The sequence below is a fragment of the Sphingomonas soli NBRC 100801 genome, from assembly GCF_001591025.1.
GTDB classification, from domain to species: domain Bacteria; phylum Pseudomonadota; class Alphaproteobacteria; order Sphingomonadales; family Sphingomonadaceae; genus Sphingomonas; species Sphingomonas soli.
The window spans coordinates 43166-59012 of the sequence record NZ_BCTZ01000024.1 but is presented as its reverse complement, the minus strand read 5'-3'; the positions used below and the strand labels follow the sequence as shown (position 1 = coordinate 59012).

General features: G+C 65.0%; 22 protein-coding genes. 12 read left to right on the top strand and 10 right to left on the bottom strand.

Annotated features, from left to right (window positions below; all coding sequences use genetic code 11):
* The first annotated feature begins 116 nt into the window (after positions 1 to 116).
* A complete protein-coding gene (locus SSO01S_RS15865; protein WP_083943182.1) occupies positions 117 to 473 on the top strand; it encodes an endonuclease domain-containing protein in 357 nt (118 codons plus the stop codon).
* Positions 474 to 536: 63 nt separating this feature from the next.
* Here the strand turns inward: SSO01S_RS15865 and SSO01S_RS15860 are convergent, their stop codons facing one another.
* The 3 genes from SSO01S_RS15860 to SSO01S_RS15850 all read right to left on the bottom strand — a co-directional run bounded on the left by SSO01S_RS15860 (position 537) and on the right by SSO01S_RS15850 (position 3208).
* Positions 537 to 1157 carry a DUF4893 domain-containing protein gene (locus SSO01S_RS15860; protein WP_066801033.1) on the bottom strand — a complete coding sequence of 207 codons (621 nt, stop codon included), beginning with the start codon at positions 1155 to 1157 and terminating at the stop codon, positions 537 to 539.
* 14 nt (positions 1158 to 1171) lie between these two features.
* Complete coding sequence (locus tag SSO01S_RS15855) at positions 1172 to 1957, bottom strand: 3-hydroxybutyrate dehydrogenase (protein WP_066800938.1); 786 nt, start codon at positions 1955 to 1957, stop codon at positions 1172 to 1174.
* Between the two features lie 117 nt (positions 1958 to 2074).
* Complete coding sequence (locus SSO01S_RS15850) at positions 2075 to 3208, bottom strand: patatin-like phospholipase family protein (protein ID WP_066800934.1); 1134 nt, start codon at positions 3206 to 3208, stop codon at positions 2075 to 2077.
* 108 nt (positions 3209 to 3316) lie between these two features.
* On the opposite strand from SSO01S_RS15850, the gene ypfJ reads away from it, so the two are divergent.
* Genes ypfJ through SSO01S_RS15815 form a run of 7 tightly spaced genes read left to right on the top strand, consistent with a single transcriptional unit; the run spans position 3317 to position 7752 of the window.
* Positions 3317 to 4198 (top strand): KPN_02809 family neutral zinc metallopeptidase, encoded by an 882-nt coding sequence (ypfJ, locus tag SSO01S_RS15845; RefSeq protein ID WP_066801031.1) that lies wholly within the window; start codon positions 3317 to 3319, stop codon positions 4196 to 4198.
* A 58-nt stretch (positions 4199 to 4256) separates the two neighbouring features.
* Complete coding sequence (locus SSO01S_RS15840) at positions 4257 to 5000, top strand: alpha/beta fold hydrolase (protein WP_066800931.1); 744 nt, start codon at positions 4257 to 4259, stop codon at positions 4998 to 5000.
* A complete protein-coding gene (locus SSO01S_RS15835; protein ID WP_066800928.1) occupies positions 4973 to 5710 on the top strand; it encodes a tetratricopeptide repeat protein in 738 nt (245 codons plus the stop codon). Before SSO01S_RS15840 ends, SSO01S_RS15835 begins: the two co-directional genes overlap by 28 nt.
* A gap of 57 nt (positions 5711 to 5767) precedes the next feature.
* On the top strand, positions 5768 to 6181 hold the full coding sequence (locus SSO01S_RS15830; RefSeq protein WP_066800919.1) for a VOC family protein: 414 nt from the start codon (positions 5768 to 5770) through the stop codon (positions 6179 to 6181).
* On the top strand, positions 6148 to 6912 hold the full coding sequence (gloB, locus tag SSO01S_RS15825) for a hydroxyacylglutathione hydrolase (protein WP_439646577.1): 765 nt from the start codon (positions 6148 to 6150) through the stop codon (positions 6910 to 6912). The genes SSO01S_RS15830 and gloB overlap by 34 nt, the downstream gene beginning before the upstream one ends.
* A gap of 37 nt (positions 6913 to 6949) precedes the next feature.
* On the top strand, positions 6950 to 7348 hold the full coding sequence (locus tag SSO01S_RS15820; protein ID WP_066800916.1) for a hypothetical protein: 399 nt from the start codon (positions 6950 to 6952) through the stop codon (positions 7346 to 7348).
* Positions 7349 to 7350: 2 nt separating this feature from the next.
* Entirely contained in the window at positions 7351 to 7752 is a 402-nt protein-coding gene (locus SSO01S_RS15815; RefSeq protein WP_066800913.1) for a DUF6491 family protein, read from the top strand.
* 37 nt (positions 7753 to 7789) lie between these two features.
* Here the strand turns inward: SSO01S_RS15815 and hslU are convergent, their stop codons facing one another.
* The 3 genes from hslU to hslV form a co-directional block, all read right to left on the bottom strand.
* Entirely contained in the window at positions 7790 to 9082 is a 1293-nt protein-coding gene (gene hslU, locus SSO01S_RS15810; RefSeq protein WP_066800910.1) for an ATP-dependent protease ATPase subunit HslU, read from the bottom strand.
* A gap of 65 nt (positions 9083 to 9147) precedes the next feature.
* Positions 9148 to 9513, bottom strand: coding sequence for a hypothetical protein (locus SSO01S_RS15805; protein ID WP_066800907.1), 366 nt, complete (start codon positions 9511 to 9513; stop codon positions 9148 to 9150).
* 19 nt (positions 9514 to 9532) lie between these two features.
* A complete protein-coding gene (gene hslV, locus SSO01S_RS15800) occupies positions 9533 to 10087 on the bottom strand; it encodes an ATP-dependent protease subunit HslV (protein WP_066800904.1) in 555 nt (184 codons plus the stop codon).
* Positions 10088 to 10195: 108 nt separating this feature from the next.
* On the opposite strand from hslV, the gene SSO01S_RS15795 reads away from it, so the two are divergent.
* The 4 genes from SSO01S_RS15795 to SSO01S_RS15780 are packed head-to-tail and all read left to right on the top strand — an operon-like array spanning position 10196 to position 11916.
* On the top strand, positions 10196 to 10666 hold the full coding sequence (locus SSO01S_RS15795) for a LuxR C-terminal-related transcriptional regulator (RefSeq protein WP_169798373.1): 471 nt from the start codon (positions 10196 to 10198) through the stop codon (positions 10664 to 10666).
* A gap of 51 nt (positions 10667 to 10717) precedes the next feature.
* Positions 10718 to 11059 carry a hypothetical protein gene (locus SSO01S_RS15790; protein ID WP_066800898.1) on the top strand — a complete coding sequence of 114 codons (342 nt, stop codon included), beginning with the start codon at positions 10718 to 10720 and terminating at the stop codon, positions 11057 to 11059.
* Positions 11060 to 11101: 42 nt separating this feature from the next.
* On the top strand, positions 11102 to 11536 hold the full coding sequence (locus SSO01S_RS15785; RefSeq protein WP_066800888.1) for a hypothetical protein: 435 nt from the start codon (positions 11102 to 11104) through the stop codon (positions 11534 to 11536).
* A complete protein-coding gene (locus SSO01S_RS15780; RefSeq protein WP_066800886.1) occupies positions 11533 to 11916 on the top strand; it encodes a helix-turn-helix domain-containing protein in 384 nt (127 codons plus the stop codon). The genes SSO01S_RS15785 and SSO01S_RS15780 overlap by 4 nt, the downstream gene beginning before the upstream one ends.
* 478 nt (positions 11917 to 12394) lie before the next feature.
* On the opposite strand, the gene SSO01S_RS15775 is transcribed toward SSO01S_RS15780, so the two are convergent.
* The 4 genes from SSO01S_RS15775 to SSO01S_RS15760 form a co-directional block, all read right to left on the bottom strand.
* Positions 12395 to 12610 carry a hypothetical protein gene (locus SSO01S_RS15775; protein WP_066800884.1) on the bottom strand — a complete coding sequence of 72 codons (216 nt, stop codon included), beginning with the start codon at positions 12608 to 12610 and terminating at the stop codon, positions 12395 to 12397.
* A 94-nt stretch (positions 12611 to 12704) separates the two neighbouring features.
* Positions 12705 to 13718 carry an inorganic phosphate transporter gene (locus SSO01S_RS15770; RefSeq protein WP_066800864.1) on the bottom strand — a complete coding sequence of 338 codons (1014 nt, stop codon included), beginning with the start codon at positions 13716 to 13718 and terminating at the stop codon, positions 12705 to 12707.
* Positions 13719 to 13720: 2 nt separating this feature from the next.
* Positions 13721 to 14836, bottom strand: coding sequence for a DUF47 family protein (locus SSO01S_RS15765; RefSeq protein ID WP_174520800.1), 1116 nt, complete (start codon positions 14834 to 14836; stop codon positions 13721 to 13723).
* An 82-nt stretch (positions 14837 to 14918) separates the two neighbouring features.
* Positions 14919 to 15809 (bottom strand): LysR family transcriptional regulator, encoded by an 891-nt coding sequence (locus tag SSO01S_RS15760; RefSeq protein ID WP_066800861.1) that lies wholly within the window; start codon positions 15807 to 15809, stop codon positions 14919 to 14921.
* Between the last annotated feature and the right edge of the window lie 38 nt (positions 15810 to 15847).

Genomic DNA, 15847 nt, shown 5'->3' with positions numbered 1-15847 from the left:
CGCTTCGCGTGTCACCTCCCCCGCTTCGCGAGGGAGGAATAGTCGACTATTCTATCCTCCCTCGCTTTTGCGGGGGAGGGGGACCGCGCCGAAGGCGTGGTGGAGGGGGGCTGGCGATGGAACTGAAAGGCTGGTCGAGCACGAAACGAGCGGCGCGGCGGGCGTGGCAGGAGATGTCGCTCGCGGAAGTCCGGCTGTGGCTTGAACTGCGCAAGGGGCCGAGCGGGTATCATTTCCGGCGCGAGCATCCGGCGGGGCCGTACAGGCTCGATTTCTACTGTGCAAAGGCGAAGCTGTGCGTCGAGGTAGATGGCGAGGCGCATGGCTTTGGCGACCGGCCGGAGCGCGATGCGCGGCGGGACGCATGGCTGGCCGCGCGTGGCGTGCGGACGCTGAGGATTCCGGCGCGTGAGGTTTTCGGGAATCTGGAAGGGGTGGTCGCGCACATCGTCGCGGCGGTCGTGAGCGGATAGGCCCCCTCCGTCACGCTTCGCGTGCCACCTCCCCCGCTGAAGCGAGGGAGGAAAAGGCGGATTTCAAGCCGGGACCAGCTCCAGGATATCCAGCTTGGATTCGAAGTGCGGCCAGGGGAGGACGAGGCGCCAGCGCTTTTCGCCGATGCGCTCGACATAGCCGATCATGTCGCGGCGGGCGTCGAGGCCGTAGCGCAGGGGGGAGACTTCGTCGCCGAGGATGAGCGTGCCGAGGAAGATCGTCCGCGCGTCGCTTTCAGGGAAGAGCATGCCGACCGGGCGCTGCGAGCCGTTCATCTTGTGGAGGCTGTCGATCTCGCCTTCCTCCGAGACTTCGCAGTCGAAGGCGGGATAGGTGGTGAAAGCGCGGACAGCAGTGCCGGAGGAACCGAGCTTGAAGGTGCGGCAGCGATATTTGCCGGGGGGCAGGGCTGCGCCACCAAGCGCGCGATCGGGATCGAACAGCGCGGGGTCGGCGGCGATTGCCTGTGGGTCCACAGCCTTTGCGGCGGTCAGTCCCTCGTCCCACGCCTTGCGCCATTTGCGGTAGCGGTCGCGATCGGCATCGGTCGCGATGCCGCGCCACGGCTGGGTGACGTCGGGCCGCGCGGAGGTGGCCTCGCGATAGACGTTGCACCCCGGAAGCGTGAGCAGGAGCGCGGCGGCGCCGAAAACAGCCTTCATGCCGAAACTCTCCATCAGGCGGCGGTCCAGCCGCCGTCCATTGCATAATTTGCGCCGGTGATCGACGCGGCCTCGTCCCGGCAAAGGAATAGCGCGAGCGCGGCAACTTGTTCCGGATGGACGAACTGCTTGGTCGGCTGGGCGGCGAGGAGCACGTCGTTCATCACCTGCTCGCGGGTGAGGCCCCGGGCCTTCATCGTGTCCGGAATCTGGTTTTCGACGAGAGGCGTCCAGACATAGCCGGGCGAGATGCAGTTGACGGTGATGCCGTGGATCGCGGTTTCGAGCGCGACCGTCTTGGTCAGGCCGGCGATGCCGTGCTTGGCGGCGACATAAGCGGCCTTGTTGGGGCTGGCGACAAGGCTGTGCGCCGATGCCGTGGTGATGATGCGCCCCCATTTCTTCGCCTTCATCGCGGGGATGGCGGCGCGCATCAGATGGAAGGTGGAGCTGAGATTGATCGCGATGATCGCATCCCATTTCTCGGGTGGGAACTCATCGACCGGGGCGACATGCTGGATGCCGGCGTTCGAGATCAGGATGTCTGCGCCGCCCAATTCGGACTGGGCGCGAGCGACCATCGCCGCGATCTGATCGGGCTTCGACATATCGGCGGCGTCGTAAAGCGCCTTCGCGCCGCTAAGCGCCTCCAGCCCGGCGCGCTCCTGCTCGATCGCGTTGGCATCGCCAAAGCCGTTGATCATCACCGCGCATCCTTCGGCCGCGAGCGCCTTGGCATAGGCAAGGCCGATGCCCGAGGTCGAGCCGGTGATGATGGCGGACTTGCCCTTGAGGAACATGACGAAACTCCTAGCTACAATGTCTTCATTCTCGCGGAAGCGGGAACCCAGGGCCACAAGCGCTATCGCTCTTGGCTCTGGATCCCCGCTTTCGCGGGGATGACGGGTGGACGTGTGTCATCGGTGGGTAAGGTCGAAGGCGGCGGTCTTGCCGTCGAGGATATTCTCCGCGACGATCCGCGCATGGGCCATGGTCTCCGCGACCGCGAGGCGGCCCGCCTGCCAATGCTCGTGCATTGAGCGCTGCGAAAACTCGAAATCGCGGCTGCCGCCCTCCCAGGCATTTGCGCGGTAGATCAACTGGACGAGGCTGACCGGATATTCGGAAACGCGCTCCTTTAGCGCGAGTACCTCGGGATCCTGGGCGAGATCGGCGGGCAGGCGATCGAGCAGATTGCACACCATCTGGCGATCCTGGCGCAGCTTGAGCCGCTCGTTGGAAATCTGGCGGGTGCGGCTGGAGAAGCGGATTTCCTTCTCGCGCGCGGCGACATCGGTGATCGTGCGCGGCAGCGCGGCCTCGGAAGGGAAGAGATCGACCTGAAAGACCAGAGTGTCGGCCTGTTGACGGTCGAGGATATGGGTGAGCGGCGTATTCGAAACGAGGCCGCCATCCCAGTAGAAGCGCCCGTCTATCTCGACCGGTGGCAGGCCGGGCGGGAGCGCACCGGAGGCCATGATGTGACGCGCGTCGAGGCGCTCGTCCTGCGTGTCGAAATAGCGGAAATTGCCGCTGGCGATGTCGACCGCGCCGACCGAGAGGCGCACCGGGCAGCTATTGAGCAGATCCCAGTCGATCAGCCTGTCCAGCGTTTCGCGCAAGGGCGTGCTGTCGTAGAAGCTCAATGCCTCGGGCGTACCGGGAAATGCGAGGGTGGGCGGCACCAGGCGAGGGCTGAAGAAGCCGGGCACGCCAACCGCCATGACCATCGCGGCGGACCATTCATGCACGGCTTCGCGCGCGGCATCGAGCGGCCAGATCGGGAAGCTGGGAAGCGCGCTTGAGGCCGTATCCCAGAAGGTGCGGATCGCATCCATTCGACGTTCGGGCGGGTTGCCGGCGAACAAAGCCGCGTTGACTGCGCCGATCGAGATACCCGCGACCCAATCCACCTCGATCGGCACTTCGCTCAGCGCCTCGATCACGCCCGCCTGATAGCTGCCGAGCGCTCCGCCGCCCTGCAGCACCAGCGCCACCGTATCGGGGAGCGGGAGACCAGGGGCGCTACGGCGAGGATCCATATCGGCCATGTCTTGCTCTGGCCCATCGACGCGCCGGGGGCAACGGCGGAAATGCCGGGTGCAACGCTTGGGGCTTTGGGGCATTGTTGCGGACAGTGAACGAACAAGGGGATGGCCATGCGCCTCGACGATATCGACCCGACACGCAACGCACGCGACCGCGGTTTCGGTGGCGGTGGCGGCGGTGGTGGCGGGATCATGAACCTGCTGTTTTTCCTGCCGATGATCTTCGGGCGGAAGGTTGGTTGCCTGATGATCGTCGTGATCCTGGGCGCGATGGCGGTGTTCGGCATGTTCGGTGGCGGCGGAATGAACACCGGGACGACTCCCGCAACGCAGGTGGCGAGCGGCCAGAACGGGGGGGCGGCCGGCACGGCTTGCAGCACCGGAGCGCGGCTGGAATCGTGCCGGGTGATGGCGCTGGCCGACACGACCTGGGAACAGATATTCCAGCAGGCGGGCCAGAGATATTCCCCCGCCACGATCAACTTCTTCACCGGCAACGTCCAATCCGGCTGCGGCGCGGCATCGTCGGCGGTGGGGCCATTCTATTGCCCGGCGGATCACGGCGTCTATCTGGATACCGCATTCTTTGACGAGCTCGATCAGCGCTTCCGCGCGAGCGGCGACGCGGCGCGCATCTATGTGGTCGCACATGAGATGGGGCACCACATCCAGAATCTGCTCGGCACTTCGGGGCAGGTTTCGCGGGCGCAGGCACGGGCGAGCGAGACCGAGGCGAACCGGCTATCGGTGGCGCTGGAGCTACAGGCGGATTGCTTCGCCGGCGTGCTTTTCGGGCGCAACCGCGCTCGGCTGGAGGGCGGCGATATCGAAGAGGGCATGACCGCCGCGAACGCGATCGGCGACGATACGCTGCAGCGCCAATCGCAGGGCGGGGTACGCCCGGAAACCTTCACGCACGGCACATCGGCGCAGCGCATGGCGGCGCTGCGCAAGGGGCTGGAGAGCGGAGACCCCGGCGTGTGCACGTTCTGACCAAATCACTTTCCTCCCTCGCTTTGGCGGGGGAAGAAAAGTCGGCTAACCGGAGCGCATGACCGATTCCATCGAACGCCCGAACCTGGCCTATCGTCATACTGACGGGGCCGGGCCGGCCATCCTGTTCCTGTGCGGCTATGGCTCCGACATGGAGGGAACCAAGGCGCTGCACCTGGAAGCATGGGCGAAGGCCAATGGCCGCGCGTTCCGGCGGTTCGACTATGCCGGGTGCGGAGCGAGCGAAGGCAATTTCGAGGAGGAAACGCTCGCCACCTGGCGCGACGACGCGCTTCGGATGATCGACGATCTGAAGGGTCCGGTGGTGCTCGTAGGCTCATCGATGGGCGGATGGGTGATGCTGCTTGCCGCCAAGGAGCGGCCCGATCGCGTGGCGGGCATGGTGGGGATCGCAGCCGCGCCGGACTTTACCGACTGGGGCTTTACCATGGAGCAGAAGATGAAGCTGCTCCAGAACGGGCGGCTGGAACGGCCATCGGACTATTCGGACCAGCCGACCGTCACAACCCGCGCCTTCTGGGCTTCGGGCGAGGCGAACCGGATGATGGTGCGCCCGATCGAGTTCACCGGGCCGGTGCGGCTGTTGCAGGGGCAGAGGGACAAGGAAGTGCCGTGGCAGCGCGCCGGCGTGCTGGGCGAGCTGTTTCGTTCAGACGATGTGCAGACGATATTGATCAAGGACGGTGACCACCGGCTTTCGCGCGACCAAGACCTGGCCCTGCTGGTGCGCGCGCTTGAGGATGTGATTGCGCAATGTTCCTTCCCCTCCTCCTCTTCCTGATCGCGCAGGACAGGCCGGCCGAGCCGCCGCGCTTTGCCGAATGCATGGACCTGGCGACCGGCGATCCGGCGGCGGGGCAGGCCAACGCGGTGAAATGGCGCGGCGAGGGCGGCGGCGCTTTGGCACGGCAATGCCTGGGCGTGGCCTATGCCAATCAGGGGCGCTGGGATTCGGCGGCGGCGGCATTTGAGGACGCAGCCCGCGAGGACGAACTGGCGAACGGCAGCAAGGTCGCCGATTATTGGGTGCAATCGGGCAATGCCTGGCTGGCGGCGGGCAATCCGGTGCGCGCGCGATCGGCATTCGACGCGGCGCTGGCGCGCGCGACGCTGACAGGTCTGGCGCTGGGCGAGGCGCATCTGGACCGCGCCCGCGCGCTGGTGGCGGCGGGCGACATGGACGGCGCCCGCAACGATATCGACAAGGCGCTGTCGGCCGCGCCGGGCGATCCGCTCGCCTGGCTGCTCTCGGCGACGCTGGCGCGGCGGCAGGGCGACCTCAAGCGCGCGGCGGCGGATATCGCGGAGGCGCTGCGGCGATCGGCCGATGATGTTTCGGTGCAGCTCGAAGCGGGGAATATCGCGGCCGCTGCGGGGGACGAGGCCAATGCGCGCACCGCCTGGGCACGGGTGATCGAGCTATCGCCGGGAAGCCCTGCGGCCACGAGCGCGCGGACGGCGCTGGAGCAGTTTGGGGCGACGGAGAAGTGATCCTTCCTGCTCCTCTTCCCTTGTAGGGAGGGGAGTGGGAGGCCTATCTCTCCCCCCATGAAATATCTCCACACCATGATCCGCGTGACCGATCCCCAGGCGACGGTCGCATTTTTCGAGCTTCTCGGGCTCAAGGAAGTCAAGCGCTTCGACAGCGAACAGGGCCGCTTCACGCTCATCTATCTGGCGGCGCCAGGCGACGAGGATGCGCAGGTCGAGCTGACGCATAATTGGGACCCGGAGGAATATACGGGCGGGCGCAATTTCGGGCACATCGCCTATCAGGTCGACAATATCTACGAGACCTGCCAGCGGCTGATGGACGCCGGGGTGACGATCAACCGCCCGCCGCGCGACGGGCACATGGCGTTCATCCGCACGCCCGACAATATCTCGATCGAATTGCTCCAGGACGGGCGGCTGGAGCCGCAGGAGCCATGGGCCTCGATGCCGAATACGGGCGTATGGTGATGGCGCTCGAGATCGTCCGCATCCCGGCGCTCAGCGACAATTATGTGTGGCTGGTGCACGATCGCGATAGCGGCGAGACGATGGTGGTGGACCCCGCCGTCGCCGAGCCGGTGCTGGAAGCTGCGGCGGCGCGGGGCTGGACGATCTCGGCGATCTGGAACACCCATTGGCATCCTGATCACACCGGCGGCAATGCCGGGATCAAGGCGGCGACGGGTGCCGAGGTGATCTCGCCGGCGGGCGAGGTGGAGCGGATTCCGACCGCCGACCGGCTGGTGCGCGAAGGCGATGTCGTGCGGCTGGGCGCGCATGAGGCGCTGGTGATGGACGTGCCCGCGCATACCGCCGGGCACATCGCATACCATTTCGCCGGGGACGGTGCGGCGTTCGTTGGCGACACATTGTTCGCCATGGGATGCGGGCGGCTGTTCGAGGGCACGGCTGCGCAGATGTTTGCCAACATGCAGCGGCTCGCCAAGCTGCCTCCCGAGACGCGCATCTATTGCGCGCACGAATATACCCAATCGAACGGACGCTATGCGCTGGCCGCCGAGCCGGAGAATGACGCCATCCGGGCGCGGATGGCCGAGGTGGATGCGGCGCGGGCCAGGGGCGAGCCCACCGTGCCCACCACGATCGCGCAGGAACTTGCCACCAACCCCTTCATGCGCGCCGGAAGCGCCGAAATTCTTGCCGAAAGACGCGCGGCAAAGGATGCATTTCGCGGCTGAGGCGTGTATAAGCGGCAGGGGGCATAAGGAGAGAGTAATGATCCGTTTTGCCGTGCCCCTTCTCGTCCTCGCCACCGCCGCGACCGGAGCTGCTTCCGAGCAGAAAGTCCCGCTGAGCGACGAAGCCAAGATCGCGCTCGAGCTGAAGGGGCTGACCCCCGGCAAGCCGCAGAATTGCGTGCGCAGCGACCGCATCACCGAGACGCGGGGCTTCGAGAAGGAAATCCTGTTCATCGAGGGCCGCAACAAGGTTTGGCGCAACACGACGCGGGGCACCTGCTCCGGCCTGAAGCGCGACGATATCCCGGTCTTCCGTACCTTTGGCCGCCAATATTGCGCGAGCGACACGGTGCACACCCGGTCGCGGACCGGCGGAATGATGACCGGTTCGTGCTCGCTGGGCGAGTTCGTCCCCTACACCGAATCAGGAGCGTGAAGATGCGGACAGCGATCATTCTGGGCGCGCTGGCGCTGGCCGGATGCGCGGCGCAGGCCGATCCGGCGCAGAGCCGCAAGCAGGAACGCGCCGAGCGCGAACTCGCCAAGGCGCTGGAAGGGCGCGTGGCGGGCGAGCCGACCGATTGCATCAGTTCGATGGGATCGAACGGGCCGCAGATCATCGACGCGAACACGCTGCTTTACCGCCAGGGCTCGCGGGTATGGCGCAATGATCTGGACGGCGGATGCCCCGGTCTGGATCCAGGCGACACGCTGATCATCGAGGTGCACGGATCGCAATTGTGCCGCCGCGACATGATCCGCGTGCGCGAACCCGGCTCGTCGATACTCGGGCCTTCGTGCAGCCTGGGCAAGTTCACACCCTATACCAAGGCGAAGTAAGCGGCTGATCCTCCCCCGCCCGGCGGGGGAGGATTGGTTACAGCACGTAGCGGCTGAGATCGTTGTTGCGCGCGATCGCGGAGATCTGGCCATCGACATAGCCGGCATCGATGACGACCGTGCTGCCGCTGCGATCCTCCGCATCGAAGCTGACTTCCTCCAGCAGCTTTTCCATCACCGTCTGCAAGCGCCGCGCGCCGATATTCTCGACTTCGCTGTTCACTTCGGCGGCGATCCGGGCGACCGCACGGATGCCTTCGGGGGTGAAGTCGATCGTCACGCCTTCGGTGCCGAGCAGCGCGGCATATTGCTGGACGAGGCTCGCCTTGGTGTCTGACAGGATGGCTACGAAATCCTCTTCGGTCAGCGCCTGGAGCTCGACGCGGATCGGCAGGCGGCCCTGAAGCTCGGGGAGCAGATCGCTGGGCTTGGCGACGTGGAACGCGCCGCTGGCGATGAAGAGGATGTGATCGGTCTTCATCGGCCCATATTTGGTGGCGACCGTGGTGCCCTCGATCAGCGGCAGCAGATCGCGCTGCACGCCTTCGCGGCTCACCGAACCGCCGCGAACGTCGCTCACCGCGATCTTGTCGATCTCATCGAGGAAGACGATGCCATTGGCCTCGGCATCGGCCAGCGCCTGGCGGCTGACCTCGTCCTGATCGAGGCGCTTGTCGGCTTCCTCCTCGACCAGCTTCTCCCACGCCGAGCGGACGTTGAGCTTGCGCTTCTTGAGCGGCGACCCGGTCAGCCCCTTCATCATCTCGCCCAGATTGATCATCTGCGGCGCGCCACCGGGAATGTCGAACGGCATAGCCGGAGCCTGCTCGATCTCGATCTCGATTTCGGTGGAATCGAGCACGCCGTCATGGAAGCGCTGCTTGAACGCCTCGCGCGTGGCGGTGGAGCTGTCCTTGCCGGTCAGCGCATCGAGCAACCGGCCCATCGCGGCTTCTTCGGCCTTGTCCTTCACCGCGACGCGGCGGCGCTCCTTTTCGAGGCGGATCGCCTCCTCGACCAGATCGCGGGCGATCTGCTCCACGTCGCGGCCGACATAGCCGACCTCGGTGAATTTGGTGGCCTCAACCTTGACGAACGGCGCGTCGGCCAGCTTCGCCAGGCGGCGGCTGATCTCGGTCTTGCCGCAGCCCGTCGGCCCGATCATCAGGATGTTCTTGGGCGTCACCTCGTCGCGCAGGTCCGCAGAAAGCTGCTGGCGGCGCCAGCGATTGCGCAACGCCACCGCGACGGCCTTCTTCGCGTCCTTCTGGCCGATGATATGTGCGTCGAGAGCGGCGACGATCGCCTTGGGGGTGAGCTGGTCGTTCATGGGGTTCCGTAGGGTTCGTATCGGGTTCGATGTGGGGGCGCGGACGCGGGCTTCAAGCCATATGCTCAGCCGCCGGCCAGCCATGCCTCTGCTTCTTCCATCGACAGGAAGACGCGGACGCGCGGATGGACGAGGGTGCGTTCGGCCTGGAGGCGATTGAGGTGGCTGCCGACGACGACTGCGGAGCGGCCATTTGTCTGTGACATTCCGGCGCGCATGACGTCGGTCAGCAGATCGGCCACCTCGGTTCCCTGTACCGGGAAATCAAGCGATTCCACGATCACGTCAAAATCGTCGCGGCCGGCGTCGCGCGCGTGGTTCGTGGCTACGCCGACGGCGGCCGCGAATCCGGATACGTTCTTCAGGTTCCAGAAGCCCTCGACATGAATCCGCATGACATTGGCCTGGCGATCATATTCAACCCGGTACATCCGGCGGCTTTCTCTGGCTTCAGGTGGCGCTGTCCAGCGTTTCGACGGTGAGGCGATCATTGGTATAGACGCAAAGCTCACCGGCGATCTTCATCGCGGCGCGGGCAATCTTTTCGGCATCCGCTTCGTAATCGACCAGCGCGCGCGCCGCCGCGAGTGCGAAATTGCCGCCCGAGCCGATCGCCGCGACACCGCCCTCCGGCTCCAGCACGTCGCCATTGCCGGTGACTACCAGCGTCACGTCCTTGTCAGCAACGATGAGCATCGCTTCCAGATTGCGGAGATATTTGTCGGTGCGCCAATCCTTGGCGAGCTCGACCGCGGCGCGGAGCAACTGGCCCTGATGGCGCTCAAGCTTGGCTTCGAGTCGCTCGAACAGGGTGAATGCATCCGCCGTGGCGCCGGCGAATCCCGCGATCACCTTGCCATCGCCCAACGGCCGCACCTTGCGGGCATTGGGCTTCATCACGGTGTTGCCGGCCGAAACCTGGCCGTCCCCCGCGATCACCACTTTGCCGGATTTGCGCACGGAGAGAATGGTCGTGCCGTGCCACGCGTTGCTTTGTCCGCTCATAACGCGCGATATGGGGTGGAGGAGGCGAAGGTGCAAACCATGCGTTCTGTGTCACCCGGGTACGACAGTGCGTTGTTCTCAGCCTCGCGCGCGCATATACGTACCGGAATGGCGCAAGATTCGTCCGAACCGACCCCAATGTCTCCGACGGACCGGTTGACGGCTCGCGAGCGTGACGCGCTGCGCCTGTATAACGACCTGAATTCGGCGAAGGCGGTGGCGCAGAAACTCGATGTTTCCCACCATACGGTCTATCAGCGGCTGGGCTCCGCCAAGGACAAGCTGGGCGTGCCGAGCTACATGGCCGCCGCGCGCCAGCTCGTCGAATCCGAACGTATCGATGGTACGGAATCCTTCGCATACGAACAATTCGGGGTCGTACCGGACCGAAATTCGGCCTTTCGTTCGCTGGTGTCGGAGCTGCCTTGGCCGTTTCCGACGCCGGGAAGGCCGGAAAATGATCTGAGCTTCGCGGGCAAATTGGTCGCCGTTTTTGGTCTCGCCATGATGATGATGGCGACCGCGGCGCTCTACTTTTTTGCCCTCGGCGTTTTCAGCTCCACTCTCGGCCGCTCCTGAACCTCAACACGGGTAGGGGGCTCGGCTGTGCGCCGGGCTGGGAGAATGAGCATGCCGAACCAGAAATTGAAGTCCGCACGCGCCATCGCGGTGAATCTCGGTGTTTCCGAAGCGTCGATCGACCAGTCGCTGATCGCCGGCGCCAACCTGCTGATCTCGATCTGCGATGGCCGCCTGACCACGGGTGCCGCCGCCGAGCAGGCATCGGATGCAGTGGCGCAGGCCGTGTCGGGCCTGGCCGCGCTTCGCGAAGCGCGTGAGAGCTTTGTCGCCTGCCATCAGGCGTTGACGGTCGTTCGCGATGATCATGGTCTGGGAGAAGCCGATGTCGGATGTACGGGCAACAAGCCGCGCGCACGCCGGGCGAAGCCGATCCTTGCCGCGGTTGCTTGATGCGCGGTTGACCGGAGGAGCGCTCCATGGTCGGCTAGTGCCATGAGCCTCCTCTTCGTCGCCGTTTCGATATTTTACATTTTCGCTGCACTCGGGATCTGCGCGTTCGCGCTGATCCGGGGTGGGCGAGACGAGCGGGCGGTCGCGGCGGGATATCTCGTTGCGGCTGCGGCATCCTGGATCGCCGCAGACATCCAGAATGTGCGCTACCACGAACCCCAGTATCTGGTGATGATGGTGGACCTGTGCTTTCTCGCCTTCCTCTTGCTGATCGTGCAGCGCAGCAGGAGATTTTGGCCGTTATGGGTAGCCGCAGCGCACTTGGTGGGCACCTTCACCCACGTGGTCCGGATACTACAGTCCTCGATGTTGGCGGAGGCCTACGCCTCGGTTCAACCCTTTTGGGCATTCCCCATGCTACTTGCCCTTGCGGTAGGCACTTTTCACAATCGGAGCGTGGCGAACGCCCGGAATTGATCCAGACCCTGACCGTGCCGCGCGACTTCGTTCCTGACAATGGCGCACGCCTCGGTCAGGAAAAGGCCGTGGCCAAGGCTTCGCAACTGCTGGCGGTGCTCCGCCGCCGTCGCGAGGTGATGCCGGGGCTCGATTGCGGCGATCCGACCTGGGAAATGCTGCTCGACCTGTACGTGCGCAAGGCAGAGGGCCACGCCGTGAGCGTGACTTCAGCATGCATCGGCAGCGGGGCACCCAGCACGACCGCCAAGCGCCATCTCGGCACGCTGGAGGACCGCGGCTATGTCGCGCGCCGTTCCCATCCTGCCGACCGGCGCAGCACCGTGGTGTACCTGACCGACAAGGGTGCGGCCTCGCTCGAATCGCTTCTGGCGGGCTAGGTTCCCCGGCGGGGCGGGGCGGCGCGACCGTCCCACCCCGCCTGATGGACGGCCATACCAGGTCGTGAACTTTTTCGGCAATAAGGCCGAAGGACCGCGCTTGGGTCGGGAAGCCGACATACCCCACGACCCCCGGTCATCCCGGACTTGTTCCGGGATCCACCTGACGGCACTCGATGTACAAGAGGCTCCAGCGCCAACACCCCGCGGCTTCGTGGACCCCGGAACATGTCCGGGGTGACAACGATTCAAGGTCCGCAAAGGAGTCGAACCGACCGCCACGCCTCAACCGACCCTGCCCCCGGAGATCCTGACCGGGTGCCCAGAGGGCCAGCCTTCTCCCCTCGTCACCCCGGGGCAAGCCCGGGGTGACGGAGAGTACAGTATCGACGTCCTAGATCTGGGGTATAGTCGGCCGGCTGCTTCTAGCGCAGTCGATTGACCCCCGAACAGCCGGATTTGGGTGGAAAGCGGTCGTTCAGAATTTACGGGGAGAAGCCGTTTTTTCGATGACGTATTCATGCGACGCTTCGCTTACAGGCGCACCGTTGATCGTCATACGCTTGATGTTCGGAACGGGCGTTCGGCCATCAGCTCCCGCATCATATCCGGCGTCTCCGGCAGCGCCCGATGCGCTGATGCCGGTATTGCCGCAATGCTGCCCACCTACATCGCACCCATGACCATCGCTCATAGCTTGATCCTCCAATTGCAACGTAGTCTGTCATTTCCGACGAACGTCTGCAAAGGGGTCGCTAGCCGACAGGCCGCTTTAACGAGTTCCCAACCTAGAAAAGTCGGGTGAGCCCGTAAAAGGCCGCGCCGATCGCCGCAGATGCCGGGATCGTAATGATCCACGCCATCACGACGTTCTTCGCCACGCCCCAGCGCACGGCCGAGGCGCGCCGCGCGGTGCCAGCACCGATGATCGCGCCGGTGATGGTGTGGGTGGTGGAGACCGGGATGCCGAACGCGGACGCGGCAAACACAACGATTGAGCCCGACATCGACGCGCTGAATCCCTGATGCTGCGAAAGCTTGGTGATGCGCGAGCCCATCGTCTCGATGATCTTCCAGCCGCCGGTCATCGTGCCCGCGGCAATCGCGATATAGCAGCTGATCGCAACCCAATGCGGCACCTCAAAATCACCGCTCAGTCGCCCCGTGGAATAGAGCAGAACGGTGATGATCCCCATCGTCTTCTGCGCGTCGTTCAGGCCGTGGCTGATCGAATAGCAGGCCGATGAAATCAGGTGCAGCACGCGGAAGCTGCGCTCGGCGCGACCCGGATTGGTGCGGCGGAATATCCAGCTTGTCACCAGCATCACCGTCAGCGCCAGGATCATGCCGATCGTGGGCGAAAGGACGATGGCGATCAGCGTCTTGTTGAGGCCCGACCATTGAATGCTGAGCAGCCCGCCATGTGCAACGCCCGCACCGATCAGGCCGCCGACCAGCGCGTGGCTGCTCGAAGAGGGAATGCCGCGCAGCCAGGTTATGACGTTCCACGTCATTGCCCCACCCAGCGCGCCAAAGATAACCGCCGGGGTGACGATATCCTTGTCGACCAGCCCCTTTCCGATCGTCTCCGCAACGGCATGGAGCCAGGGGAATGCAAGCGAGAGGAAATAGGCTGCGAAATTGAACACGGCCGCGAACAGCACCGCCTTGACCGGCGACAGGAGCCGGGTGGCGACGACGGTGGCGATCGAATTGGCGGCGTCGTGCAGCCCGTTCAGATAATCGAACGCAAGCGCGACTGCGATCAGCCCGACGAGCAGCGGGAATGCTAGCTCATGCATGGTCAGGCGTGATCGATCACGATGCCGTCGATCTGATCGGCGACGTCCTCGAATGCGTCGACGATGCGCTCGAGATGCTTGTAGATCTCACGCTCGGTGACGAAGCGCAGCGTATCGGACGCGCCATGCTCCTGAAGCGAGCGCTTGAGACCGGCGGCATGGATATTATCGGCATGCCCCTCGATGCGGACCAGCCGCTCGGTCAGCTCGTGCAGGCGGCCGCCATTGCGGCTGACGTCGCGCAGCAGTGGCATGGCTTCTGCCGCGAGCCGGGCGGCATCGACGACGATGCCGGCCATGTCCTGCATCTCCGACGGGAATTCCTTCATCTCATACAGGTCGATCGCCAACGCCGCAGCCTGCATCTCGTCGATCGTATCGTCGAGTGAGCCGATCAGCGCGGTGATCGCACTGCGATCAAAGGGCGTGAGGAAGGTCGAGCGCACCGTCTGGAGCACTTCGCGGGTGATGTTGTCGGCATCATGCTCGCGCTCGATGATCTCGCGGATATGCTCGGCCGCCCCGGGGCCGCCGGCAAGCAGGCGCGCCGTGGCCTCGGCCCCCGAAAGAACCGTTGCCGCATGCGCTTCGAACATCTCGAAGAAATTGCCCGTGCGCGGCAATAGCCGCTGAAACCATCCAAACATCGAAGCCAATCCTGTATGTCGTGTCATGGTGCTGAAGGCACCGGTGCGCCGCACCGCGGCCTGAAATTCCGCAGGGGCGAAAGAGCGAATCAGATCTCTCAGATCGGGCTCATCTACTGCGCTCGCGGCTTCGGACAATCCGAACCATCTGCGTTCGCGCTCGTTCTGCTCCTTCCAGCTGACCAGCACGTCGTTCACCGCAAGCGGGAAGACATCGACATCGACCGTAAGCGTGGCCCCGCTGCTGCGGCGCTTGCGATACTGATAGCTGCCAAGCGGTATCGGGCAGAGCGCGCCGCGCACGCCGGCCTCTTCCTCCGCCTCGAGCGCCGCGGCCGCATGGGCGGACAGGCCGGATTCGGGATTCCCCTTCGGGATCACCCACCGGCCGGTTCCACGCGACGTGACAAGCAGCACCTGCACCTCGGTCGGGCCTTCGATGCGATAGGGTAAGGCGGCGATTTGACGAATGGGAATTGCCTCCGGCTGAATGCGCGAGTCGCATTAGGGCATGGGAGCGGGGGCGTCATCGGTTTTTACCCGGAGGCGATGCTCAGCGCCGGCAGGCCCGCTGCACGCAATCGCGGAGCCACCTATGCGCCGGATCGCCATCCAGCCGCGGGTGCCACAGGAGCGATATCGTGAAATCGGGTATCGGAAGTGGGATTGGAAAGGTGAACATGCCTTCCCGCAACGCTGCGGTATGCAACGCCGGAACCGTCGCGATGAGATCCGATTCCCGCGCCAGCGCCAGCGCGGCCGAAAAGCCATCGACACTGGTCATCACGTGGCGGGAGAGGCCCAGCCGCTCCATGACCTCGTCCACGCCCAGCAGGTTGAGCCCGGGGCGCCAGGCGACGACATGGTTCCAGGCGGCGTATGCGGCAGGTGTCACCTCGCCGCGCGATAGCGGATGGCCGCCGCGTGCGACTCCCACGTAACGGTCGACGAACAGCGCCTGCGCGCGCACTTCCGGGCCGCTCGTTCCCGAAACCACGCCGGTTTCCAGATCGATCGTTCCGTCGCGCAGGCCTTCGCTATCCTTGTCGAGCTTGCGCACGAAGCGAAGCTGGACGCCGGGGGCTTCCTGCTGGACCTGCGTGATCAGCCTGGGGCCGAAAGTCTCGGCAAAGCCGTCGCTGGTCCTGAGCGTGAAGGTCCGCTTCAGCGTCGCCAGCTCCAGCCGGTCGGCGGGGCGCAGCAGCATATGCGCCTCTTCGACAAGATCGTGGACCTGCCGCTTCATCGCGATCGCGCGCGGGGTGGGGACCAGTCCCCGGCCGGCACGAACCAGCAATTGATCGCCCGTAACCGCGCGCAGCCGCGCGAGCGCACGGCTCATCGCGGAAGGGCTCAATCGCAGTCGTTTCCCGGCGCGCACCACGCTGCCCTCGGTCAGCAGCACATCGAGCAGGTGCAACAGATTGAGATCGGGCGGCGTCATCGATGTTCCTCCGGCCGGCGCATTGCAGCGATATAGCG

Excerpts from the sequence above, each read along its gene's own strand:
- gloB (WP_439646577.1), top strand. The coding sequence starts at position 6,148 with ATGGGCCTCGATGCCGAATACGGGCGTATGGTGATGGCGCTCGAGATC.
- SSO01S_RS15860 (WP_066801033.1), bottom strand. The coding sequence starts at position 1,157 with ATGAAGGCTGTTTTCGGCGCCGCCGCGCTCCTGCTCACGCTTCCGGGG.
- SSO01S_RS15815 (WP_066800913.1), top strand. The coding sequence starts at position 7,351 with ATGCGGACAGCGATCATTCTGGGCGCGCTGGCGCTGGCCGGATGCGCG.
- SSO01S_RS15805 (WP_066800907.1), bottom strand. The coding sequence starts at position 9,513 with ATGTACCGGGTTGAATATGATCGCCAGGCCAATGTCATGCGGATTCAT.
- SSO01S_RS15785 (WP_066800888.1), top strand. The coding sequence starts at position 11,102 with ATGAGCCTCCTCTTCGTCGCCGTTTCGATATTTTACATTTTCGCTGCA.
- SSO01S_RS15865 (WP_083943182.1), top strand. The coding sequence starts at position 117 with ATGGAACTGAAAGGCTGGTCGAGCACGAAACGAGCGGCGCGGCGGGCG.
- SSO01S_RS15850 (WP_066800934.1), bottom strand. The coding sequence starts at position 3,208 with ATGGCCGATATGGATCCTCGCCGTAGCGCCCCTGGTCTCCCGCTCCCC.
- SSO01S_RS15795 (WP_169798373.1), top strand. The coding sequence starts at position 10,196 with ATGGCGCAAGATTCGTCCGAACCGACCCCAATGTCTCCGACGGACCGG.
- SSO01S_RS15840 (WP_066800931.1), top strand. The coding sequence starts at position 4,257 with ATGACCGATTCCATCGAACGCCCGAACCTGGCCTATCGTCATACTGAC.
- SSO01S_RS15830 (WP_066800919.1), top strand. The coding sequence starts at position 5,768 with ATGAAATATCTCCACACCATGATCCGCGTGACCGATCCCCAGGCGACG.
- hslU (WP_066800910.1), bottom strand. The coding sequence starts at position 9,082 with ATGAACGACCAGCTCACCCCCAAGGCGATCGTCGCCGCTCTCGACGCA.
- SSO01S_RS15820 (WP_066800916.1), top strand. The coding sequence starts at position 6,950 with ATGATCCGTTTTGCCGTGCCCCTTCTCGTCCTCGCCACCGCCGCGACC.
- SSO01S_RS15760 (WP_066800861.1), bottom strand. The coding sequence starts at position 15,809 with ATGACGCCGCCCGATCTCAATCTGTTGCACCTGCTCGATGTGCTGCTG.
- SSO01S_RS15775 (WP_066800884.1), bottom strand. The coding sequence starts at position 12,610 with ATGAGCGATGGTCATGGGTGCGATGTAGGTGGGCAGCATTGCGGCAAT.
- hslV (WP_066800904.1), bottom strand. The coding sequence starts at position 10,087 with ATGAGCGGACAAAGCAACGCGTGGCACGGCACGACCATTCTCTCCGTG.
- SSO01S_RS15770 (WP_066800864.1), bottom strand. The coding sequence starts at position 13,718 with ATGCATGAGCTAGCATTCCCGCTGCTCGTCGGGCTGATCGCAGTCGCG.
- ypfJ (WP_066801031.1), top strand. The coding sequence starts at position 3,317 with ATGCGCCTCGACGATATCGACCCGACACGCAACGCACGCGACCGCGGT.
- SSO01S_RS15855 (WP_066800938.1), bottom strand. The coding sequence starts at position 1,957 with ATGTTCCTCAAGGGCAAGTCCGCCATCATCACCGGCTCGACCTCGGGC.
- SSO01S_RS15835 (WP_066800928.1), top strand. The coding sequence starts at position 4,973 with ATGTTCCTTCCCCTCCTCCTCTTCCTGATCGCGCAGGACAGGCCGGCC.
- SSO01S_RS15790 (WP_066800898.1), top strand. The coding sequence starts at position 10,718 with ATGCCGAACCAGAAATTGAAGTCCGCACGCGCCATCGCGGTGAATCTC.